A 20515-nucleotide genomic window follows, 5' to 3' on the forward strand; every position below is an offset into this window, starting at 1 on the left:
ATGGTTTGGCGAGAGACTGGCATCATGGACGAGCGGCTTCGGTTTGTAGTGGATTGCCTGGCCGGCGAGGAGACGATGAGCGCGCTTTGTGGGGCCTACGGCATATCGCGCAAGAGCGGCTACAAATGGCTTGGTCGCTATCGGGAGTTTGGCCCGGAAGGTTTGCATGATCTGCCGCGGGCGCCGCTCGAGCACGGCCGAGCAACGGCAGCGGAGCTGGTGGATCGGATTTTGGCGGAGAAGCAAGCGCATCCGCTGTGGGGTCCAAAGAAGATCATTGCGCGCCTGAGACGCAGCGAGCCCTGCTGCGACTGGCCGGCGGTCTCGACGGCAGGCGAGATCCTGAAGCGGCACGGTCTTGTGGGACGCCGGCGCAGGCGCTGGCGGGCTGAGGGCAACGGGCCATGGCCGGAGCCTGCGGAGCCGAATGCGGTGTGGACGGCAGACCACAAGGGGTGGTTCCGGACCCGTGACGGATGGCGCTGCGAGCCGTTGACGGTGATGGATGCATTGAGCCGCTATCTGCTGGGGCTCGAGGCGACGGGCTCGACGGCCGACGAGGAGGCGTGGCCGGTGTTTGAGCGGCTGTTTGAGGAGAACGGTCTGCCGGATCGCATCCGAAGCGACAACGGCCCGCCATTTGCGTCGGCCGGCGTCACAGGGTTGACGCCGCTTGCGGTGCGCTTCATCAAGCTCGGCATCGCTCTGGAGCGCATCCAGCCAGGCAAGCCGCAGCAGAACGGACGTCATGAGCGTTTCCACCTGACCATGCTGCCGATGGCCAAGGAACCGGCGGCCGACAGGGCGGCCCAGAGCCAGGCTTTCGAGGACTTTCGGCGCAGCTACAATGAGGAGCGTCCGCACGAGGCGCTTAGCATGGACACCCCGGCGCAGCACTACCGTCCCTCGACCCGGCCGATGCCGAAGACAGCTCCTGAACCCGACTATCCGGCCGAGGCAGCGGTGCGCGGCGTGCGCCAGAATGGCGCCGTCAAATGGCGAGGCACAGAGATCTATGTCTCGGCCACGTTGGCCGGCGAACCGATCGCCATTGAGGAGACCGAGAACGGCAAGTGGGCCATGCGTTTCTACGCCCATCCGCTCGGCTTCATCGACGACAAGCACATGAAACTGGTTCGCCGCAGCGCCGCGCCAACCGGACCGCTTGGCGCTGCGGCAACCGCATCTTAGGGGGAGAAAACTGTTACCTATGTATCCGGTTCATTCTGTTACCCATCTATCCGCTGGACAAGCGCAGCTCGACGGAGTGGGGGTCGACCCTTGGGCGCAAGGCGAGGCGATGCTTGCGCCCAGTGCCTCCCATGTGCGCTTGCGGCGGTTGCCAGGTGGTTCCCCCACTCCGTCTCGGCTTCGCCGAGCCACCTCTCCCCCCTCCGGAGGGAGAGGAAAGGAGCCTGGCTGGGGCAGCGCCAGCGTCCGGAAAGGATGGCGGGCAGGACACCAGCCCTGCACGAAAACTGCACAAGCCTGCCGAAAACCTCCTCGAATCCGCCCTGCGGCCTCCCTGCCAGCCTGCGAGACAGGTCGCATGCACAAGCGAGCAAAACCCCGTCTGCCCCATCGGCTGCGCAGCGAAGGCTGGTGGCTGGTCGATCCGCCACGCGCGAAGCCCGCCGCAATTGTCATCCCCTTTTTGCGCCCGTATCGTGCTGGAAAATCCAGAATGGCTGCTGTCCGCCAATCTTCCGACGTTATCCCTAGCGCTTGATGCCTGCTGTTTCATCGATTTCGCAACGCTGATCGCCAATTACAATGTCGAGCACTCCCCTCGAAATGACCGGCCAGGGCATTCCCCTCGACGCCTGGTATCCGCGCTCGCTCGGTCCGGGCGCGTTTCCCGGGCTGGAAAACTGGCGGAGCTGGAGTTTTCGCGACTGGCGCCTGCTTCGCTATCTCGACAGCAGGCGGCCGATCGTTACTCCTGGCATCGCAGAACCTGTGCCGGGCCGCTGACCGATGCCGCATCACATCCTCGTCGCCGACGACGACCCGCATATCCGCGAAGTGATCTGCTTCGCGCTGGAAAAGGCCGGCATGAAGACGGCTGCCGTGTCCGATGGCGCCGCCGCCCTGCAGGCGATCGAACGGCGCACGCCCGACCTTGTCGTGCTCGACATCGGCATGCCGGAGATGGACGGGCTGGAGGTCTGCCGGCGGCTGCGGCAGCGATCAGACGTGCCGGTGCTGTTCCTGTCCGCGCGCGACGAGGAGATCGACCGCATCCTCGGGCTCGAAATGGGCGGCGACGACTATGTCACCAAACCGTTCAGCCCGCGCGAACTGGTCGCCCGGGTCAACGTCATCCTGCGGCGCGCCCGCCCGGCGGCACCCGAACCGGCCGACGACCGGCAATTTATCCACGGCAAGCTCACGCTGATGCCGGCCAGCCATGGCGCCGGCTTCGACGGCAAGCCGCTTGCCCTGACCGGAATAGAATTCTCGATCCTGAAAGGGTTTCTGGCGCGGCCCACCCATGTGCTCGATCGCGACGCGGTGATGGCCAATGCCTATGCCGGCAAGATCCATGTCGCCGACCGCACCGTCGACAGCCATATCCGCAACATCCGCGCCAAGCTGGCGGCGGTCGGGTGCCTGGATGCCATCGAGACCGTGCATGGCGTCGGTTTCCGGCTCGGCCGATGCGGCTGACCACTTCCAGAAAATGGATGGGCAGCAAGTGGATCGGCCGCAAATGGCGGCCGCGCCTCGCCACGGTCGTCGTCGCCATCCTGATCCTGGTGATGGCCCTACCGCTGGTCGGCCTGTTCTTCTTTCGCCTCTATGAGAACCAGCTGATCCGCCAGACCGAGGCGGAGCTGATCGCGCAAGGGGCGGCCATCGCCGCCATCTATGCGCAGGAGGTGCACGACGGCGGCATTTCGCCGGAAAAGCTCGGCGCGCCAATCCCGCCGGCCAACGGCAGCGCGAGCCGAGGCGCCAATCCCGATTCGCCTTATCGGCCGATCGAGCCGCAGCTCGATCTCGCCTCGGATTACGTGCTTGCGACCCGGCCGGCGGGGATGCCGGCCATGGCCGATCCCGCTTTTGCAGCGATCGGGGCGCGCCTGTCGGGTATTCTCGATGCGACGCAGAAAACCACGCTGGCCGGCTTCCGGCTGCTCGATCCCACAGGCGTCGTCATTGCCGGGCGCGACGAGGTCGGGCAGTCGCTTGCCGGGGTCGAGGAGGTGCGTGAGGCGCTCGCCGGGCGCTATGCCAGCGCGCTCAGGCTGCGCATCCCCAACCAGCCGGCGCCGCCGCTCTATTCGGTCAGCCGCGGAACCAGGGTGCGCGTCTTCGTCGCCCTGCCGGTGGCCGTCGACGGCAAGGTCGCCGGCGTGGTCTATGTCTCGCGGACGCCCAACAACATCATAAAACATCTCTATGGCGAACGCGGCAAGGTGACAGCGGCGGCGATCGCCATACTCGGCGGCACGCTGCTCATCGGCCTCGTCTTCCTGCGCACCGTCAGCCGACCAATCTATGCGCTGATCGACCGCACCCAGCGCATTGCCGCCGGCGAGCGCGACGCGATCCGGCCGCTCGACCATCATGGCACGCGCGAAATGGCGGAGCTTTCCGCCGCTTTCCTCGACATGGCCGAAAAACTGCAGGCGCGCTCGGACTCGATCCAGACCTTCGCCACCCATGTCTCGCATGAACTCAAATCGCCGCTGACGGCGATCCAGGGCGCGGCCGAACTGCTGCGCGATTCAGGCAGCGCGATGGACGATGGCGAGCGGCGGCGCTTCTCCGACAATATCGTCACCGATGCCGGGCGGCTTAACCTGCTGGTCCGCCGCCTGCTCGACCTGGCGCGGGCCGAAAACCTCGCACCCAGCGGCGAAAGCACCTCGGTCGGTGCGGCGCTGGCGCTGCTTCCCGTCGACAACAGGCTGGCGATTCGCATCGAGGCCGGCGGCGATCTGGCTTTGCGCATCTCGGCCGAGAACGGAGCAATCGTGCTTGGCAATCTCATCGACAACTCGGCCAGGCATGGCGCGACGCAAGTTTCGATTATTGCCGCAAGCGCCGGCGGCAAGGCGACGGTTCTGGTCAGCGACGATGGCGCCGGCATTTCGCCAAGCAATCGGGCGCGCATCTTCGAGCCATTCTTCACCACGCGCCGCTCTACCGGCGGCACCGGCATGGGCCTCGGCATCGTGCTGGCCCTCCTGAAAGCGCATGATGGTACGATCCGGCTGGTTGACTCCGAGCGCGGCACGCGCTTCGAGATCACTTTGCCGGTCGCGTAGATTGCGGACGGCGGATCGGAGAAAAAAGTGCGCTACGACATCGTCATCATCGGCGGAGCCATCGTCGGCTCCTCGGTCGCCTACTATCTGCGCGAGGAGGGTTTTTCCGGCTCGATCGCGCTGATCGAGCGCGACCCGCAATTCGCCCATGCGGCGACGACGCTGTCCATGGCCTCGATCCGCCAGCAATTCTCGATTCCGGAAAACATCCGCCTGTCGCAATTCACGCTGAAACTGTTCCGGCGGCTGAAGGAAGAATTCGGCGCGGACGCCGATATCGGTTTTCGCGAAGGCGGCTATCTCATCCTTGCCGGCGAGGCCGGGCTGCCGATCCTGAGGGCCAATCACGCGGCGCAGGTCGCCGAGGGCGCCGACATCCTGCTCGAGGACGCCGACCAGCTGACGCGCCGCTTCCCCTGGCTGTCGGCCGAAGGCATCACCGCCGGCGCCTATGGCCGGACAGGCGAAGGCTGGTTCGACGCCCATGCCATGCTGATGCTGTTCCGCAAGGCGCTGCGGCAGAAGAGGATCGACTTCATCAGCGCTTCGGTCACCGGCATCGAGCGGCAAGGCGACCGCGTTACCAGCGTCAGCCTCGACAATGGCGATCGGATCGAGGCCGGCACCGTCATCAACGCCGCCGGACCGAATGCCGGCAAGGTCGCCGCCCTTGCCGGACTGATGCTGCCGGTCGAGCCGCGCAAGCGCAACGTCTTCGTCTTCGAGGCGCGCGAGAAATATGCCGACATGCCGCTGCTGGTCGATCCCTCCGGCATCTATGTCAGGCCGGAAGGCTCGGTCTACCTCACCGGCGGCGCCGAGCCGGAAGAGGGCGACGGCCCGGCCGATCCCGGCGATTTCGACGTCGACTGGCCGCTCTTCGAAGAGGTGATCTGGCCGGTGCTGGCGACCCGCATCCCGGCCTTCGAGGCCATCAAACCGACCCGCGCCTGGGCCGGGCACTACGACTACAACACGCTCGACCAGAACGCGGTGATCGGCCCGCACCCCGAGGTGACGAATTTCCTCTTCGCCAACGGATTCTCCGGCCATGGCCTGCAGCAGGCGCCGGCGGTCGGCAAGGCGCTGGCCGAGTTTTTGGTGCATGGCGGGTATCGCACGATCGACTGCTCGGCGTTTGGGTATGGACGCGTCGCTGAAGGGCGGGCGTTTCGGGAGTTGAATGTGATTTGAGGGAGCAAGAACGATTGATGCCGGCGGGACAGCGCCCCCCTCTGTCCTGCCGGACATCTCCCCCTCAAGTGGGGAGATCGGATGTGGCGACGGTTTCGCGAATCTTCAACGTCGAAGAGAACGCGCCGGCATCAAAGCTGCCAATCTCCCCCCTTTTTGAGGGGGAGATGCCCGGCAGGGCAGAGGGGGGCGCTGCCCCTCCAGCGTCTGCGCCATCATCGCGTCAACCTTAAGTGCGTTGCCGAGCGCATGGCCGGCGGCCGTGTTGTCGAAGATGCCCCAGACCTCGGCACCGGAAGCCGCCTCCTCCTCCATTTGCCGGCTAAATCGATCGAGGCTTTCGTCGTCGTAGTCCGAGTAATAGACGCGCGGCGCGCCATGCCAGCGGAAATAGGCAAGGCCGGCCAGCCGCCCGGCGCTGCGGCCGCAGGCACCGGAGTCGGGTCGGCGGCGACACGCGCGATCCGGCGATTGGCCAGAAGCGCTTCGGCGTCCGGTTCGAACCAGTTGGGATGGCGCGGCTCACAGACCAGCCTGGTTTGCGTTCGCGTGCTCAGCATGTCGAAGAAACCGCTCGCGACATCCGGCTCGAAGGGCAAGCTCGGCGGGAGCTGCACCAGAAGCACGCTCAGCTTTGCACCGAGACCTTCGACCTGCCGGAGAAAGCTTTCCAAAAGGTCGTCACCGCAGTCGACGAGACGGCGCTCATGGGTGATGGCCTTCGGCACCTTGACGGCGAAGCGGAAGTGCTCCGGCACGGCGCGTGCCCAGCGCTCATAGGTCTCGCGGCGGTGCGGCTTGTAGAAGGACGTGTCGATCTCGACGACCGGAAAGTGCCGGGCGTAGCGTTCTAGATGCGACCCGGGTTGCGGAAAATCATTCTTGCATCGTGTCGGAATGCCCCAGCCGGCCGTGCCTATGAAACATGCCTGTTTTCCCATGCGTGGGATGTGGGCCGAATGAGGTGTGGGTCAAGGACAGAGGCTGCGCAAAGCAACGACCTGCTGCTCACGCCGCCAGTCTTCCGGCCTCGACATGCGCTTGAAGCCAGGCCAGCACCCGCGCCCACCCCTCTGCATGTTCGGCCGCCGCCTCATGCAGCCCGGCAAAGCGGCCATGGCAGATGGTGAGGCGCGTGCCCCTGGCAATCGGTTCCAGCAACCAGGCTACTGTGGTTTGCCGTCGGCCAAGCGTGGGATGGTCCCATGCATAGGCCCGTGTCTGTACGATCCGGCGCGGTGCTTCGATCTCGACGAATTCGCCGCTCGCCGGCAGGTCCGTGCCGTCGGCCGTGCGGAAAATAACGTTCCAACGGCCGCCGACGCGCAGGTCGGCCGACCAGTCGACCATCCGGTAGGTGTCGGCTGACCACCACCATTGCTCGACTTCCTTGCCGACCAGCCCTCGAAGATGCGTTCCGGCGGTGCTTCCATTTCGGCGGACGCCATGACGGTGTCGCCGTTGGTCATGCTCCGCACCCTGAGAGCGTGCATCATGGATATCTCCACATCAAATTCGTTTCGCAGTCGAAACGAGCCTTCAGTTTTTTGACGGCGGACGTTCGAACCCCTGGCCGGTCTCGAGCAGGCTCTTCAGGCTGGCCAGCACCAGCGGCCAGCCCTTGGCTACATTGCCGATCAGCCTGTGCGGCCCGTCCGCTTCATGGGTGACGGCGAGCTTCATCAGTTCGCCGTCCGGCTCGATGGTGAAGGTGCAGCGTGTGTAGCCGTCTTCCCTGACCTCGGGCATCCATTCATTGCGCCATTTTATGACCAGGCGCCGCGGCGGGTCGATTTCGAGGATCTCGCCGCTGTCGGCGACACGCCCGTCAGGGAAGATCAGCTTCCAGCTGGAGCCCACTTTCCACTCGCTTTCCTGATAGGAGCAGAGGAAGAACTGCCGGTTGAACTCCGGGTCGGTCAGCGCCTCCCAGAGCTTTTCGGCCGTGGTGCGAATATAGGTCACGTAAACGAAGCTGTTGCTCATCAGTCTTCCCTTTCGAGGCGTCTCTTCAGGTCGCTGAGGGCGGTCAGCCGCCCCCGCTCGAACTTGCCGATCCAGCGTTCGGCGATCTCGTTGATCGGGACCGGGTTGAGATAGTGCTCCTTCTCTCGGCCCCGACGGATTGTGGTGACGAGGTTTGCTTCCTCCAGGATCGCCAGGTGCTTGGTCACCGCCTGGCGGGTCATGGCCATCTCAGCGCACAGCGCATTCAGCGTCTGTCCATTCCTGGCATGGAGGTTGTCCAGCAATTGCCGGCGTGTCGGGTCCGCCAGCGCGCGAAAGACTGCATCCATGCTCATGCCTCTAATATGCAACCATTTGGTTGCATGTCAAGCGATAAGATCGCGCGCCGTTGCTGGCCGCGGTCACAGGAGAAGAAATCAGCGCTTGCGGGAGATCCAGAAGGCGTCGGGCATGCGCTGCATGCCGATGCGTTCGTAGAAGCCGACAGCGTCGGGCACCGAAATCAGGCTGATGGCGACCGACGGTCCGAGCTGCCGGGCCACCTCGTCCATCAGCCCCTTGCCGACACCCAGGCCCTGCGCCTTGGCCGAGACGGCGAGATCGGAGATGTAGCAGACCCAGGAAAAGTCGGTCAGGCAGCGGGCAACGCCGATCAGCGGCATGCCTTCCATGTCAACACTGGCCATGTCGAGACGGGCAGTCACGATCAGGTTGGCGCCTTCCAGCATCGCCCTCAGCCTGGCCTCGTCTTCGACGGGCCTGACTTCGCCGAGACCGGATTCCACCAGCACGCGGCGGAATTCGGGAATGCCGAGCGTCGGTTCGCGCGCGTAGAGGACGTGGGAGTTTTCTGCCATCACAGCCAGACTGCACCATCGGGCGGTGAATTCGAAGCTGTTTTGTGCGGCACCTTCGTGCCGGCGCGCGCAAACAGTTGCCTTTTATTTGCCCGCGGCTTTGTGTAAACCGGGCCTCAGAAAATCCCCCGCAACGAAAAACACGGGCCAAAGCCATGGAAAAATTCACCAAGCTCACCGGCGTCGCCGCTCCCATGCCGATCGTCAATGTCGACACCGACATGATCATCCCGAAGGATTATCTCAAGACGATCAAGCGCACCGGGCTTGGCACGGGCCTGTTCGCCGAGATGCGCTACAATGACGACGGTTCGGAAAATCCGGATTTCGTGCTCAACAAGCCGGCCTACCGCAAGGCGCAGATTCTTGTCGCCGGCGACAATTTCGGCTGCGGCTCGAGCCGGGAGCACGCGCCGTGGGCGCTGCTCGATTTCGGCATACGCTGCGTCATCTCGACCTCGTTCGCCGACATCTTCTACAACAACTGCTTCAAGAACGGCGTACTGCCGATCACCGTCAGCCCCGAGGATCTGGAGAAGCTGATGGATGACGCTTCGCGCGGCTCCAACGCCACTCTGTCGATCGACCTCGAAGCCAAGGAAATCCGCGGTCCGGACGGCGGCGTGGTCAAATTCGATCTCGACGACTTCAAGCGGCACTGCCTGCTCAACGGGCTCGACGATATCGGCCTGACCATGGAAAAGGCTGGCGCCATCGCCTCGTTCGAGAAGAAGAACGCCGAACTGCGCCCCTGGGCCTGAAGCTCTGAACAGATGCACCCGGCCGCGAGCGGCCGGGTTCGTGGCGGCTGAATAGAGGGACAGTCATGAGACATCACCTTCTTGCCGGCGTTTGCTGGCTGGCCTTGTTGGTGGCGCCCGCCGCGTTTGCGCAAACGCAGACCCAGACGCCCCCTTCGGCGGAGAAGCCGCCTGCTGACACGGGTACCGCAAACGCTGCCGATGACGACAAGCAGGCGCCGATCCCGTTCGAAGGCGGCCAGCTGACCATCACGCAGCCGGAGCAGGACGGCGAGAAGGTGCTTTTTTATGACGGCAAACAGCTGGCCAGCAACTATGACGTCTTCTTCGACAAGATCGTCAAGATCGGCGACGTCAACGTCGCGCTGATCGATGTCGGCGATGGCGGCAACCAGTGCGGTCCGGCCAAGGTGATCGTCTGGAAGCCGCAAGGCGGCGAGATCCAGAGCACCACCGTGGAGCAGGACGAGTGCGGTGCGCCGCCCTTGGCGGTGTCCGACAACGCCATTTATTTCGTGCCTTATTTGCTGCCGGGTGACGAGAAGCCGGCCTTGCAATGGTCGCCGACCACAGGGCTGACCATTTCAGGCAATCTGACCTACATGCCGGAGCCCGGAACCGACTGGAAGGATATCGACCCGTCGAAATACGACAACATCATCGACGCCTTCCACAACGAGGCCGTCTACAAGGAAGCCGAAAAGCTGCTCGGCAAGGACATGCCTGACATGGCGACCAGCCTGCTGGTCGGCGGCGGCACGGAAAAGACCGCGTCCGGCGCTTTCTACGCCAGCGGTTGCGTGCCGCATGATTGCGGCGGCAATGACGGCTTCATGGCGATCGACCCGGCCAAGCACCAGCTCTACTTCGCCCGCCGCGGCGACAATGGGCAGCCGAGCGCATGGCCCGCGGTGACGACATGGCCGGCCGACGTGAAGGAAGCGCTCGACAAGGCGCTGGGGTCGGCGAATTAGCTAGAGCATTTCCGGCGAAAACAGGGTCGGGGGCGAATTTCTTCCGGCCTACGCGCGACAACCGTCCACTGTTGCGGACGCGCGCGGGACTGCGGTTTTTCTTCCTTTGAGCGCCGGTCGCCGGCGCGGAGATCGAGGACGGTCTTCGCCCAATCCGCGTCGACGGCGATATTCGCTGGGACAAATGGAACCAGATCGGCCGCGCCGCGTCATAGAAGCAGCTTCGCGCGGCAGTGCCTGGAGTAACATTGATGGTCAGGCTCGTTCTTCTGGCGCTTGTTTTGTTCGCCTTCGCATCTGGCGCCACGGAGGCGGCAAAGCTGGACGCAGCCGCCGTCAACGATGCTCAATTCAGCGATGACGCACCGAAGGGCGCCGATGCGACCACGCTGAAGGCACAAATCCTTTTGGATCGCGCGCGGTTCTCGCCTGGCCTCATTGACGGCCGCCAGGCGGAGAACTTCACCAAGGCGGTCCGGGCCTTTCAGGCGGCCAACACGCTGCCCACCGATGGCAAGCTCAACCGGGAGACCTGGGACAAGCTCGTCGCAACCTCACCAGGCGCGGTTCTCGTGAACTACGAGCTGACGCGCAAGGACGTGCGTGGACCGTTTACCAAGCGCATTCCGGCCAGTATGGAAAGAATGGCTCGCCTGCGCAGGCTCGGCTATCGCAGTTCGCTGGAACGGATCGCAGAGCACTTCCACATCAGCGAACAATTGCTGCGAAAGCTCAACTCGGGCGTCAGCTTCAGGAAGGCGGGCGCAAAGGTGCTGGTGCCGGCTATCGACCGAGGCGATCCGCCCTCGGCCGTTGCCAACGTCGAAGTCGACAAGGCCGCGCGCCAAGTTCGCGTTCTCGACAATTCCGGCAAAGTGGTTGCGGTCTACCCTGCCTCGATCGGAAGCGAAGAGAAGCCGGCGCCGAGCGGCGAGGCACAAGTCGTACGCGTGGTCCACAATCCCACCTATCACTATGATCCCCACTTCGCCTTCAAGGGGGTAAGAACCAAAAGGCCCTTCACCATCGCCGCAGGGCCTAACAATCCTGTCGGATCGGTCTGGATCGACCTGTCCATTGAAAGTTACGGGATTCACGGCACGCCCGAACCAGGCAAGATCGGGAAGACCTTTTCGCATGGTTGCATAAGACTGACCAATTGGGATGCAGAAGACCTCGCCCTCGAGGTGCAGAAAGGCACGAAGGTCGTCTTCACCGGAGAAACGGCGGAAACGGCCAATGGCCAACCCGGCTGACGCATGGCGGGCAATGCAGACCCCCGAGCCGGTGCCGGAGCCGCAAGGAGAGCACCTCACGGTAGCCGGCGCGCGAGATCTTCAACGTCAAACAAGCCTTAGTTTGCGCCGAGGCTCAACGCCTTCTTGCGGTCGGCCTCGGCACGCTTGTGATTGCCTTTTGCCTCCCAGGAGCGGCCTCGGAAAGTGTAGGCATCGGCATAGTTGGGGTAAAGCTTGATCGCGTGATTGAAGTTGGCGATTGCGCCGTCGTGATCGCCCGCGCGTGCCTGCACGAGACCTCTGCCGAAGTAGCCGCCCGGACCGTTCCGATCGATCTGGATCGCCATGTCGAAATCCGCCAGAGCGCGCTTCGGATCGCCTTTGGCCATCCAGACGATACCGCGTTCGACACGCATTTTGGCAACGCCCGGACTAAGGCTGATAGCCTTGTCATAGTCTGCTATGGCGCCGTCGTAATCGCCGATGGTCATCCGGCTGATCGCTCGAGCGTGGAAATGGAGGGGGTAGGTGGGATCGAACTCGATTGCCTTGCCGAAGTCGTCGATGGCACGTTTGTGGTCGTTCTTGGCCGTCCAGGCAAAGCCACGTGCGGAATAATAGCTGCTGTTTTTTGGCTCGATCGCGATCGCGCTGCCGTAGTCCATTATGGCGCGATCGTAATTGCCCTTCTGCCCCCACGCGAGACCGCGATATCCGAAAGCCTCCGCATCGTCGGGTTCGAGCGCCAACGTCTGATCGAATTTGGCGATCGCAAGGTCGTATTGACCCTTGTTGTACAGGGCCATGCCACTCTTTTTGGCGTTGTGCGCCGTTGCTGCGGCTCCGGTCGTTGGCGTCTGCTTGTCTGCCGCTCTCGCAGCAGTCGCATCATCGCGCTCCTTGCGGGCATTGGTGTAGTTTGGATCGAGGCGTAGAGTCTCGTCGAGATCGGCGATGGCGCGGTCGTATTGTTTCTTCCTGTTCCAGCAGAATCCGCGATTGAACCATGCTTCCGCATCCGTTGGCCGCAGCCCGATCACCTTTGTCGAATCGGCGATGATGCCATCGCAATCGTGTTTTACAGCGCGGGCCCGGCTGCGTAGCACATAAGCGTCGGCATTGGCCGGTTGCAACGAAATGATGGTGCTCAGATCCGCAATGGCGCGGTCGATCTTGCCCTTCTGCCGCCAGATGGCGGAACGGTAGAAATAGGCGTCGGTTGACTTTGGATCGAGCTTAATCGCGTTGTTGTAGTCGGACAGCGCCCGGTCGAGGTCGCCCTTCAACGCAAAGGTGAAACCGCGCAAGGTATGGGCGCCGGCATTGGATGGGTCGGCGGCGACCGCCATGTCGTACTGCTCGATCGCGCGGTCGAATTGATTTTGGGAGCGCCAGATCGTGCCCTGCTCGATAGCGTCCTCGACGATTTTGTTTCGAGCCTGACCGGCAGGCTTGGTTGCCGCGGCTTTGTCTTTCGCCGCCACGGCCATCATTCGGCCCTTGCGGGCAAGCGCCATCCCGGGGTCGAGTTTCAGCGCCTGATCGAAATCGGCAATTGCCCGGTCGTAGTCAGCTTTGTCGATGAAGGCGCTGCCACGTCCGAAATAGGCCGGCGCGTAATTGGCATCGAGCTCGATGGCGCGGCTCAAGTCGGCTATGGCGCGATCCGGCTCATTCTTTTTGGTCCACGCGACGGCACGGCCGATGTAAACGTCTGAATAATCGGGATTAAGTTCGACTACCCTGTTATAATCCTCGATCGCCGCGTCATACTTTCCCTTGTCGACCAGCGCGATGCCTCGCCCGACATAGGCCGAGACATCTTTCGGATCGAGCGCGATCGCCTTGTTGTATTCGGCGATCGCACGATCATATTTGCCCTTGTGGTAGAAGGCATAGCCGCGATCGACGAAAGCCCTGAGCTTCTTCGAGGGTGGTACAATCGCATTCGCGCCGGCGCCGCCTTTGGCCTGGACCGCCAGCGCCGCGTTGCGGGCGGCCGCGTAGTTTGGATTGTGCGAGTCGAGTTTTGCCGCCTGGTCGAAGTCGGCAACGGCCTCGGCATAGTTCTGGCCGTCGGCTTGCACCATGCCGCGTCCGTAATGGCTGGCGGCGTCTTTCGGATCGATCTCGATCGCCACTGAAAAAGCCTCGATCGCTCGCTTGAGGTCGCCCGTGGCGTACCAGGCCGCTCCGGAACAGAAGTAGGCGCCGCTCGCTTTTGGATCGAGCCTGGCGGCCCCGATGCAATCGGCAAGCGCGCCGACCGCGTCGCCCGCGGCGGCCTTGGCCATGCCACGGCGCATGAGCGGCGCGGCCATATCCGGAACCATAGCGATGGCCTTGTCGTAGTCGGCGATGGCGCGGGTATAGTCGTTCTTGCCGTCAAAGGCCCTGCCGCGACCGAGATAGGGAAGCGGGCTCTCAGGAGCGATCGCGATGGCCTCTTCGTAGGCCTTGATCGCTTCGTCGTACTTACCCTCGTGCGCGAGGCTATCGCCTTTGGATACCGCGACCAGGACGCGGGGATCCGCATCGTCGATCTGCTTCGCCAACTTCGAATCGACAGGCGGAATATGTTCGCTCGCGCTCAGCTTGGCCGCGGGCCGGGTCTCGGCCTGGGCGGCCGCAGCGGCGCTCTGTCCGTTCGCCGCGTTGTCGGCGAGCGTCGTCGTGGTCGCCACGCCGAGCACTGCAATCGCGGTCAGCGCAGAGGACGTCCAGAGCAAAAGAATTGAAATAGCAGCGCGCGCCAGCGCGCTCGTTCGGCGTGACATGGTCTAATGCTCCCCCCGGAGTTGCTGCGACGGCCCTTGCGGTTACTATACAGTTCTGTTTTTGTTCCCAAATGCAAGCAGAAATTGCAATGCCGCCACCGCCGACATCCTTGCTATGGAGTCCTGGAAGAGCATGGCGGGAAAGGGGCTGGCCCGGTCCTGCACCGCCGATCCATTCGCATTGGCCCATGGCAGGATCGGCGTTTTCGCCACAGAGTAGCTGCAACAATGCGAGGTCCCTCATGCGCAAGCTCATCTCGACCGGTTCGCCTTTCGAGAAAACCGCCGGCTATTCGCGCGCCGTGGTGCAGGGCGACTGGTGTTTCGTGTCCGGGACGACCGGCTACGACTATGCCACCATGACGATGCCGGAGACGGTCGAGGCGCAGACGCGCAACTGCCTGGCGACGATCGGCAAGGCGTTGCAGGACGGCGGCTTCGAGATGTCAGATGTGGTGCGAGCGCATTACTACATCACCGACCAGGCCTTCGTGGACGTGGTCTTCCCGATCCTCGGCGAGACATTCGGCGACATCAGGCCGGCGGCGACGATGATCGTGTGCCGGCTCAACAAGCCGGAAATGAAGATCGAGATCGAGGTGACGGCGCTGCGGCGGACAGCCTGAGAGGACCAAGACGATGAAGGTCCGGCGCATCGTGGCCAATGTCGAGACACAGGATGCGGCGGCAGCGAGACGTTTCTACCATGACGTGCTCGGCCTCGACATCCTGATGAACCAGGGTTGGATCGTGACGTACGGCTCTGGGGAGATGATGCAGGTGCAGGTCAGCTTCATGGCGCAAGGCGGGTGTGGCACGCCGCCGGACCTGTCGATCGAGGTCGACGATGTCGATGCGGCACTCGAGGCCATGAAGGCGGCCGGTTTCGCCGTCGAATACGGGCCGGCCGATGAACCCTGGGGCGTGCGGCGCTTCTATGTGCGCGATCCCTGCGGCAGGCTGGTTAATATTCTCTCGCATCGGTGATGGCGTGTTCCGTGGGGCAGTAACTTGGATATGCCGGCGGGACAGCGCCCCCTCTGGCCTGCCGGACATCTCCCCCACGAGGGGGGAGATCGGCAGCTTTGCTAACCGCGCTATTCTTTAAACGCCTGACATTTGCGAAGACCGATATTATAGGCGATCTCCCTCCTCGTTGGGGAGATGTCCGGCAGGACAGAGGGGGGCGCGAAGGGTCGCCGACGGTGCCTTGTTCGGATCGCGGCGTTCTCCCTCCCCGTTACGGCTTGCGCTGCAACCGCTTGGCGTTTAGCAAGGCCGCGGTTCAAATCTTTCTGGGACGGTTTTCTCCATGGCAACGAAGCATCTTTTCCTGCTCCCCGGTGACGGCATCGGCCCCGAGGCCATGGCCGAGGTCAAGAAGCTGATCGCGGCCATGAACGCAAAGCTCGGCAGCGGCTTCGTCACCGACGAGGGCCTGGTCGGCGGCTGCGCCTACGATGCGCATGGCGCGGCGATTTCCGATGCCGACATGGAAAAGGCGATGGCCGCGGATGCGGTGCTGTTCGGCGCCGTCGGCGGGCCGAAATGGGATGCCGTGCCTTACGAGGTGCGCCCCGAGGCAGGCCTCCTGCGCCTGCGCAAGGACATGGAGCTGTTCGCCAACCTGCGCCCGGCAATCTGCTATCCGGCGCTGGCCGCATCGTCTTCGCTCAAGCAGGAAGTTGTCGAAGGCCTCGACATCCTCATCGTGCGCGAGCTGACCGGCGGCGTCTATTTCGGTGAGCCCAAGCAGATCATCGATCTCGGCAACGGCCAGAAGCGCGGCATCGACACGCAGGTCTACGACACGTTCGAGATCGAGCGCATTTCGGGCGTCGCCTTCGAATTGGCGCGGACCCGCAAGAACCACGTCACCTCGATGGAAAAGCGCAACGTCATGAAGTCGGGCGTGTTGTGGAACGAGGTCGTCACCCAGACCCACAAGGCGCGCTATTCCGACGTCAAGCTCGACCACATGCTGGCTGACGCCGGCGGCATGCAGCTGGTGCGCTGGCCAAAGCAGTTCGACGTCATCGTCACCGACAATCTGTTCGGCGACATGCTGTCCGACATCGCCGCCATGCTGACCGGCTCGATCGGCATGCTGCCGTCGGCCTCGCTCGGCGCGCCCGACGTGAAGACCAAGAAGCGCAAGGCGCTCTACGAGCCGGTACACGGCTCTGCCCCCGACATTGCCGGCAAGGGCATCGCCAACCCGATCGCCATGATCGCCTCCTTCGCCATGTGCCTGCGCTATTCCTTCGGCATGGTCGATGAGGCCGACAAGCTCGAAGCTTCAATCGCCGCTGTGCTCGACCAGGGCCTGCGCACCAAGGACATTTTCTCCCCCGGCATGACCGAGGTTGGTACCGTCGAGATGGGCGACGCGATCATCGGCAGGTTCCTGGCCTAAGCCGCAGGGCAACTCGGCCTCAGCGGATCTCGCCGGCCAGCTGCTGCAGCAGGCCGACGAGCCGCGCCTCGTCCACAGGCTCGAAAAAGGCCGCGTCGGCGGTCTCGACGGCGACGATCGCTTGCTGTGCGGCCGCTGCCCCGGCTGATGTGACGCGGATCACCTTGGCTCGGGAATCCCGGGGATCAGGCTCGCGTGCGATCAATCCTTTCGCCTCCAGCCGGGCGACGACATCCGATGTCATCTTCACCTCCGTGCCGGCCTGGGCGGCGAGCTGCACCTGGTTGGGCGGTTCGCCATTGCGGCCAAGCCACATCGCCGAGGCGAGCAGCACGAACTGGACATGCGTCAGGTCGAGCGGCGCCAGCGCCGCCGTCATGACGCGCTGCCAGCGCATGGTGGTTCGCCAGAGCAGCAATCCCGGGCTCTCCGATGGCCCGCCCTTGAAGCGCGTGTCGAGTTCAGCCACGGTTCGCCAACGCCTCCGCCTGTTCGAACAGCCTGGTCATCGAGACGTCGAAATCCCCGCTGATCCGCGGCCCGAGTTCCGGACCGACCTCGGCGGCCGAAGGGCCGGAGATATCGAGCCGGTGTGTCACCTGGGTGCCGCCTTCAACGGACACCAGCGTGTGCCGGAACAGCAGCTTGGTGTCACCGAACGAGGTCTCGTCGGCATAGGTCACATTGTCGACGAGATCGACGATGGTCGATTCGAACGTGTCCTGTCCGACCGGTGTCACCGACACGCGGCTGCCCTTGGCGAAGGGCCCGTGCAGCACGAAGGTGTCGGAGCCTTCATAGGTCAGGCGGCCTTCATGCAAGGCCTTGAGCGCGTTCCAGATGGCTTGCGCCGGAAGCGGAGAAGTCGCGGTGTATTCATTGGTCCACATTGTCTGCTCCATCCATCTTGCCCGATCGATATTCGATCCGTGCGAAGACTATCTGTGCACGGATTAAATTGCAAGCGGAATCTTCATCCATGACGAAGGTCGGAACGGTCGTTCTTTGGGAGTGACTTTCTCTCGGGAACTGGTCGCTAAACCCTGACCCCTGCCGGTACCGATCCCCAGGGGTTTTTGCCTCCCTGGGACGGCATAAGTCCGAGGACCAGCAAGGCAGCTTCGCCGATGACCGGGATGAAGCAGACCAAGACAAGCCAGCCGCTCAGGCCGACGTCGTGCAGGCGTCGTACGACTAACGCAATCCATGAGAAGCCGAACGCCAGCGTGTAGATAATGGCGGGTAAGAAGCCTATCGAACTCCTGCCCGCATTGGCGCCGAAGCCGTTGACGGCGAGATTGACAAGGATCCCGAAGCCAACAAGCGCTACCTGCACAAGAAGAAAACATAGCCAAAAAGCCCAGAATTCCTTGCGGCGGGCGCGTCCGTTGAAATTGAAATAATTCACGCTCACCGTGCGCCCGAAATAGGCCCAGAGTCCCGTGGAACCGGCAGACCGCTTTTCGGCAGGCTGGCCTCGCCGCGGTGGCTGACCCGCGCCTGAAGACGGCGAGGGCACGGCGACTATATCATGCGCCGCGCCGTCGTCTGGCTGGAACTCGACGACAGCGCCTCTGACGAGGGCCACCCCCTCGTTCAGATCCTTAGGCGCAAATAAATAGCGGGTGCCGTCGACCCCGTTGATATAACCGAAATCCTGATCCTGGTCGTAGTGATAAACTGTGCCGCGCATAGCCTTCCCCCCTTGCGATGCGATGAACAAATGCTATCCAGGGTTGTCAACAATTGCAATATGCACGCTAGATTATGTGCTGACTCCTGCCGGGACCGGTCCCCACTGGTTTTCCCGCGCCTGGGTCGGGATCAGCGCGAAGACCAGGATGATCAGGCTGCCGAAAGTCGGGATGAGGATCAGCAGGCAGAGCCAACCGGTCAGGCCAAGGTCGTGCAGGCGACGCACGATCATGCCGAGACCGGGCAGGAAGGTGGCCAGCAGGAAAAGACCGAAAAGCCCGACTGTCATCGCCGGCACCTCGGCGTTGTCGAAATTGCCGATCTCGAAATCGGCGAAAACGCCGGTGCCGATGACCACCAACAGAGCAATCGTCCAGAACAGGCAATAGCCCCAATATTCCTTGCGGCGGGCGCGGTCGCGAAAATTGAAATAGTTCCGGGTCAAGCCACGCCAGAAATAGCCCCAGAGATCGGTGGGCTCGGCCGGCCCGGACGATCGGCCGAAATGCTGCGGCTGCGACGCGCCGGCCATGGGCGCGGGACCGGACTGAGCCGGCGCGGCGCTGATCCCGGCGTCGGCGACCGGGCCTGTGGTCTGGGCGATCGAAAAGACGTCGCGCGCCTGGCCGCCGCCCGCCTGGAACTCGACCACCGTCCCGCTGGGCATGGCGGTTTGCCGGCGCAGGCTCTCGCGGGTGAAGGTGTAGCGGTTGCCGTCGGCTCCGGTGATGAAGCCGAAGCCCTGGTCTTCGTCATAGTGGAGCACTTCGCCGCGCATCGCCCACCCCCTTGTCGCCACATCCCTGCCAAGATGTGGCACGGGGCCGAGCCGATGGGCAAGCCGCCCATAGCTACCGCCTTCGCGGCAAATGAAGCATAAGACATCGAATGCAACCGTTTTGGCCAAGGCAGGCAATGACAGTCGAACGTTCCCATGCCGGCGCGGTGACCCCGGATGGCGAGGCGACGATGACACCGGGACGGGTCTCTCTGGCTATCGACGCCACCGGGCTGATGTTCTGGCCGCCCGGCAAGGGCCTGGCTGGCATTCCGCGCGTGGAGAGCTTTCTCGTCAACGCTGCGCTGGCGGATCCGGATCCTTGCGTGGAGGTGGTGGCATACAGGCCGAACGAGGGCAAGTTTCGGCCGCTCGCCCCTTATGAACTGGAGCATGTCGCGGCGGGCCGGATTTCACCGCACCGTGTCAAATGGTGGCCGGGAAGACGCGCGGCCCTGTCGCAGGCTTTCGCGGCGGTGAGGCAACAGCCATGGGACAAGCGCGAGACGGACCGTCATCTTGCCAAGACGGTGACCAACGGCCGCAAAGGGGTCGCCTACCAGGCGACGCGGCTGCTGATCCGCGCCTATCGCCTGTGCCAGCGGGCACGGATCCGATTGGGCGCGGAGCCCGATGCGCCGGGCCAGAGCATCGAGGTGGAGCCGGGCCTCGTGCTCATCAGCCATCACTTCCTGATCCAGCAGCACCGATCCGCGGTCTCGAGCGCCGTCGGCAAACTTGCCTTCCTTTGCCATGATCTCATCCCGACACTGCGCCCGGACCTGATCGGTTCGAGCATCGCCGAGGCCCGGTTCGGCTCTTGTCTCGAACAGCTGGTGCGCGCCGGCGCACCGGCGTTCTGCGCCTCCGACGAGGTCGGCGCGACGCTGACCGATCACATGCGCAAGGCCGGCATCGCCGCGCCTGTGGTGTATCGGTTCCCGATGCCTTCCATCCTGCACGAAACCGCTTCGCACATGGGCGCGACCTCGCGCATCGAGACGGGCGACCCGTTCGTGATCTATTGCTCGACCATCGAAGTGCGGAAGAACCACATCCTCCTGGCGCGCATCTGGCAGCAGGCATTGGAAGAAGGCGTCAAGCTGCCGAGGCTTGTCTGCGCCGGGCGCTGGGGCTGGATGATCGAGCCGCTGCGCGCCTATCTCGCGGCGCATCCGAAGCTGCTCCAGTCGGTCACGTTCACCGGGCTGGTCAGCGACGAGGAGCTCATCCAGTATTATCGCAGCGCCTCCTTCGGCGTCTTTCCCTCGCATATAGAGGGCTGGGGCTACGGCGCCTCGGAGTGTCTCGACTTCGGCGTTCCGGTCATCGTCTCGACCGCGCCGTCGCTGATCGAGGCAAGCGGCGGCTTGATGCCGGCGATCGACCCCAACGACCAGGCCGGCTGGTACGCCGCGATCCGCAGGATGGCGGAAGACCACGCCTGGCGCTCCTCGCTGGCGGAGCGCATCGCCCAAAACCACCGGCCGACGCCGGCCTCGGCAAGCTGGGCCGCGATCAAGGCCGGCCTCGGCGAAAGCGCATCCCGCCAGCATTCCGAGACGAGCGCACCCTGACGC

General features: G+C 63.6%; 22 protein-coding genes and 1 pseudogene. 12 read left to right on the plus strand and 11 right to left on the minus strand.

All coding sequences use genetic code 11. From position 1 onward, the window contains the following. The 5 genes from FJ970_RS04575 to FJ970_RS04595 all read left to right on the plus strand — a co-directional run bounded on the left by FJ970_RS04575 (window position 1) and on the right by FJ970_RS04595 (window position 5471). Window positions 1-1191, plus strand: a complete 1191-nt coding sequence (locus FJ970_RS04575; RefSeq protein WP_227792024.1) for an integrase core domain-containing protein — start codon at window positions 1-3, stop codon at window positions 1189-1191. Between the two features lie 582 nt (window positions 1192-1773). Further along, window positions 1774-1974, plus strand: coding sequence for a hypothetical protein (locus FJ970_RS33775; RefSeq protein ID WP_318013010.1), 201 nt, complete (start codon window positions 1774-1776; stop codon window positions 1972-1974). A 3-nt stretch (window positions 1975-1977) separates the two neighbouring features. Beyond that, the gene (locus FJ970_RS04585; protein ID WP_140764880.1) at window positions 1978-2670 is read left to right on the plus strand and encodes a response regulator transcription factor; all 693 of its coding nucleotides are present in this window, start codon (window positions 1978-1980) and stop codon (window positions 2668-2670) included. Further along, on the plus strand, window positions 2661-4277 hold the full coding sequence (locus FJ970_RS04590; protein ID WP_140764878.1) for an ATP-binding protein: 1617 nt from the start codon (window positions 2661-2663) through the stop codon (window positions 4275-4277). The genes FJ970_RS04585 and FJ970_RS04590 overlap by 10 nt, the downstream gene beginning before the upstream one ends. A gap of 27 nt (window positions 4278-4304) precedes the next feature. Continuing rightward, a complete protein-coding gene (locus FJ970_RS04595; protein WP_140764875.1) occupies window positions 4305-5471 on the plus strand; it encodes an NAD(P)/FAD-dependent oxidoreductase in 1167 nt (388 codons plus the stop codon). Window positions 5472-5576: 105 nt separating this feature from the next. Here the strand turns inward: FJ970_RS04595 and FJ970_RS33855 are convergent, their stop codons facing one another. From FJ970_RS33855 to FJ970_RS04620, 6 genes and pseudogenes are all read right to left on the minus strand, one after another. Next, complete coding sequence (locus FJ970_RS33855) at window positions 5577-5978, minus strand: DUF72 domain-containing protein (protein WP_415752036.1); 402 nt, start codon at window positions 5976-5978, stop codon at window positions 5577-5579. Beyond that, window positions 5948-6412, minus strand: a pseudogene (locus tag FJ970_RS33860) (DUF72 domain-containing protein); the annotation flags it as partial. The gene FJ970_RS33855 and the pseudogene FJ970_RS33860, both read right to left, overlap by 31 nt. Before the next feature lie 67 nt (window positions 6413-6479). Continuing rightward, entirely contained in the window at window positions 6480-6821 is a 342-nt protein-coding gene (locus tag FJ970_RS04605; protein ID WP_265336215.1) for an SRPBCC family protein, read from the minus strand. Between the two features lie 189 nt (window positions 6822-7010). Beyond that, the gene (locus tag FJ970_RS04610) at window positions 7011-7457 is read right to left on the minus strand and encodes an SRPBCC family protein (protein ID WP_140764872.1); all 447 of its coding nucleotides are present in this window, start codon (window positions 7455-7457) and stop codon (window positions 7011-7013) included. Then, window positions 7457-7774, minus strand: coding sequence for an ArsR/SmtB family transcription factor (locus FJ970_RS04615; RefSeq protein WP_181178811.1), 318 nt, complete (start codon window positions 7772-7774; stop codon window positions 7457-7459). Before FJ970_RS04615 ends, FJ970_RS04610 begins: the two co-directional genes overlap by 1 nt. 81 nt (window positions 7775-7855) lie before the next feature. Beyond that, complete coding sequence (locus FJ970_RS04620; RefSeq protein WP_140764869.1) at window positions 7856-8296, minus strand: GNAT family N-acetyltransferase; 441 nt, start codon at window positions 8294-8296, stop codon at window positions 7856-7858. Between the two features lie 155 nt (window positions 8297-8451). Between FJ970_RS04620 and leuD the strand changes: the two genes are divergently transcribed. The 3 genes from leuD (at window position 8452) to FJ970_RS04635 (ending at window position 11287) form a co-directional block, all read left to right on the plus strand. Further along, complete coding sequence (leuD, locus tag FJ970_RS04625; RefSeq protein WP_140764866.1) at window positions 8452-9057, plus strand: 3-isopropylmalate dehydratase small subunit; 606 nt, start codon at window positions 8452-8454, stop codon at window positions 9055-9057. Window positions 9058-9122: 65 nt separating this feature from the next. Then, window positions 9123-10031 (plus strand): hypothetical protein, encoded by a 909-nt coding sequence (locus tag FJ970_RS04630; RefSeq protein ID WP_140764863.1) that lies wholly within the window; start codon window positions 9123-9125, stop codon window positions 10029-10031. 251 nt (window positions 10032-10282) lie between these two features. After that, window positions 10283-11287 carry a L,D-transpeptidase family protein gene (locus FJ970_RS04635; protein ID WP_140764860.1) on the plus strand — a complete coding sequence of 335 codons (1005 nt, stop codon included), beginning with the start codon at window positions 10283-10285 and terminating at the stop codon, window positions 11285-11287. Between the two features lie 98 nt (window positions 11288-11385). Here the strand turns inward: FJ970_RS04635 and FJ970_RS04640 are convergent, their stop codons facing one another. Beyond that, window positions 11386-14046 (minus strand): tetratricopeptide repeat protein, encoded by a 2661-nt coding sequence (locus tag FJ970_RS04640; protein ID WP_140764857.1) that lies wholly within the window; start codon window positions 14044-14046, stop codon window positions 11386-11388. Between the two features lie 242 nt (window positions 14047-14288). Between FJ970_RS04640 and FJ970_RS04645 the strand changes: the two genes are divergently transcribed. From FJ970_RS04645 to leuB, 3 genes are all read left to right on the plus strand, one after another. Continuing rightward, window positions 14289-14672, plus strand: coding sequence for a RidA family protein (locus tag FJ970_RS04645; protein WP_140764854.1), 384 nt, complete (start codon window positions 14289-14291; stop codon window positions 14670-14672). A gap of 13 nt (window positions 14673-14685) precedes the next feature. Further along, a complete protein-coding gene (locus tag FJ970_RS04650; RefSeq protein ID WP_140764851.1) occupies window positions 14686-15033 on the plus strand; it encodes a VOC family protein in 348 nt (115 codons plus the stop codon). Window positions 15034-15358: 325 nt separating this feature from the next. Beyond that, the gene (gene leuB, locus FJ970_RS04655; RefSeq protein ID WP_140764848.1) at window positions 15359-16462 is read left to right on the plus strand and encodes a 3-isopropylmalate dehydrogenase; all 1104 of its coding nucleotides are present in this window, start codon (window positions 15359-15361) and stop codon (window positions 16460-16462) included. A gap of 19 nt (window positions 16463-16481) precedes the next feature. Here the strand turns inward: leuB and FJ970_RS04660 are convergent, their stop codons facing one another. The 4 genes from FJ970_RS04660 to FJ970_RS04675 form a co-directional block, all read right to left on the minus strand. Next, window positions 16482-16931 (minus strand): MarR family winged helix-turn-helix transcriptional regulator, encoded by a 450-nt coding sequence (locus FJ970_RS04660; protein ID WP_140764845.1) that lies wholly within the window; start codon window positions 16929-16931, stop codon window positions 16482-16484. Next, a complete protein-coding gene (locus tag FJ970_RS04665; RefSeq protein ID WP_140764842.1) occupies window positions 16924-17352 on the minus strand; it encodes a polyketide cyclase in 429 nt (142 codons plus the stop codon). The genes FJ970_RS04660 and FJ970_RS04665 overlap by 8 nt, the downstream gene beginning before the upstream one ends. A gap of 146 nt (window positions 17353-17498) precedes the next feature. Beyond that, window positions 17499-18155 carry a DUF805 domain-containing protein gene (locus FJ970_RS04670; RefSeq protein ID WP_140764839.1) on the minus strand — a complete coding sequence of 219 codons (657 nt, stop codon included), beginning with the start codon at window positions 18153-18155 and terminating at the stop codon, window positions 17499-17501. 72 nt (window positions 18156-18227) lie between these two features. Then, the gene (locus tag FJ970_RS04675) at window positions 18228-18935 is read right to left on the minus strand and encodes a DUF805 domain-containing protein (protein ID WP_140764836.1); all 708 of its coding nucleotides are present in this window, start codon (window positions 18933-18935) and stop codon (window positions 18228-18230) included. A 137-nt stretch (window positions 18936-19072) separates the two neighbouring features. Between FJ970_RS04675 and FJ970_RS04680 the strand changes: the two genes are divergently transcribed. After that, window positions 19073-20512, plus strand: coding sequence for a glycosyltransferase (locus FJ970_RS04680; protein ID WP_140764833.1), 1440 nt, complete (start codon window positions 19073-19075; stop codon window positions 20510-20512). Window positions 20513-20515 lie beyond the last annotated feature (3 nt).

Origin of the sequence: Mesorhizobium sp. B2-1-8 (assembly GCF_006442545.2) — a bacterium.
Classification (GTDB): domain Bacteria; phylum Pseudomonadota; class Alphaproteobacteria; order Rhizobiales; family Rhizobiaceae; genus Mesorhizobium.

What these genes read in the sequence shown, in the direction of transcription:
- FJ970_RS04620 (WP_140764869.1), bottom strand. Translation starts at nt 8,296, where the DNA reads ATGGCAGAAAACTCCCACGTCCTCTACGCGCGCGAACCGACGCTCGGC.
- FJ970_RS04680 (WP_140764833.1), top strand. Translation starts at nt 19,073, where the DNA reads ATGACAGTCGAACGTTCCCATGCCGGCGCGGTGACCCCGGATGGCGAG.
- leuB (WP_140764848.1), top strand. Translation starts at nt 15,359, where the DNA reads ATGGCAACGAAGCATCTTTTCCTGCTCCCCGGTGACGGCATCGGCCCC.
- FJ970_RS04650 (WP_140764851.1), top strand. Translation starts at nt 14,686, where the DNA reads ATGAAGGTCCGGCGCATCGTGGCCAATGTCGAGACACAGGATGCGGCG.
- FJ970_RS04610 (WP_140764872.1), bottom strand. Translation starts at nt 7,457, where the DNA reads ATGAGCAACAGCTTCGTTTACGTGACCTATATTCGCACCACGGCCGAA.
- FJ970_RS04605 (WP_265336215.1), bottom strand. Translation starts at nt 6,821, where the DNA reads ATGGTCGACTGGTCGGCCGACCTGCGCGTCGGCGGCCGTTGGAACGTT.
- FJ970_RS04670 (WP_140764839.1), bottom strand. Translation starts at nt 18,155, where the DNA reads ATGCGCGGCACAGTTTATCACTACGACCAGGATCAGGATTTCGGTTAT.
- FJ970_RS04675 (WP_140764836.1), bottom strand. Translation starts at nt 18,935, where the DNA reads ATGCGCGGCGAAGTGCTCCACTATGACGAAGACCAGGGCTTCGGCTTC.
- FJ970_RS04630 (WP_140764863.1), top strand. Translation starts at nt 9,123, where the DNA reads ATGAGACATCACCTTCTTGCCGGCGTTTGCTGGCTGGCCTTGTTGGTG.
- FJ970_RS04665 (WP_140764842.1), bottom strand. Translation starts at nt 17,352, where the DNA reads ATGTGGACCAATGAATACACCGCGACTTCTCCGCTTCCGGCGCAAGCC.
- FJ970_RS04585 (WP_140764880.1), top strand. Translation starts at nt 1,978, where the DNA reads ATGCCGCATCACATCCTCGTCGCCGACGACGACCCGCATATCCGCGAA.
- FJ970_RS04640 (WP_140764857.1), bottom strand. Translation starts at nt 14,046, where the DNA reads ATGTCACGCCGAACGAGCGCGCTGGCGCGCGCTGCTATTTCAATTCTT.
- FJ970_RS04575 (WP_227792024.1), top strand. Translation starts at nt 1, where the DNA reads ATGGTTTGGCGAGAGACTGGCATCATGGACGAGCGGCTTCGGTTTGTA.
- FJ970_RS33775 (WP_318013010.1), top strand. Translation starts at nt 1,774, where the DNA reads ATGTCGAGCACTCCCCTCGAAATGACCGGCCAGGGCATTCCCCTCGAC.
- FJ970_RS04635 (WP_140764860.1), top strand. Translation starts at nt 10,283, where the DNA reads ATGGTCAGGCTCGTTCTTCTGGCGCTTGTTTTGTTCGCCTTCGCATCT.
- leuD (WP_140764866.1), top strand. Translation starts at nt 8,452, where the DNA reads ATGGAAAAATTCACCAAGCTCACCGGCGTCGCCGCTCCCATGCCGATC.
- FJ970_RS04590 (WP_140764878.1), top strand. Translation starts at nt 2,661, where the DNA reads ATGCGGCTGACCACTTCCAGAAAATGGATGGGCAGCAAGTGGATCGGC.
- FJ970_RS04615 (WP_181178811.1), bottom strand. Translation starts at nt 7,774, where the DNA reads ATGAGCATGGATGCAGTCTTTCGCGCGCTGGCGGACCCGACACGCCGG.
- FJ970_RS04645 (WP_140764854.1), top strand. Translation starts at nt 14,289, where the DNA reads ATGCGCAAGCTCATCTCGACCGGTTCGCCTTTCGAGAAAACCGCCGGC.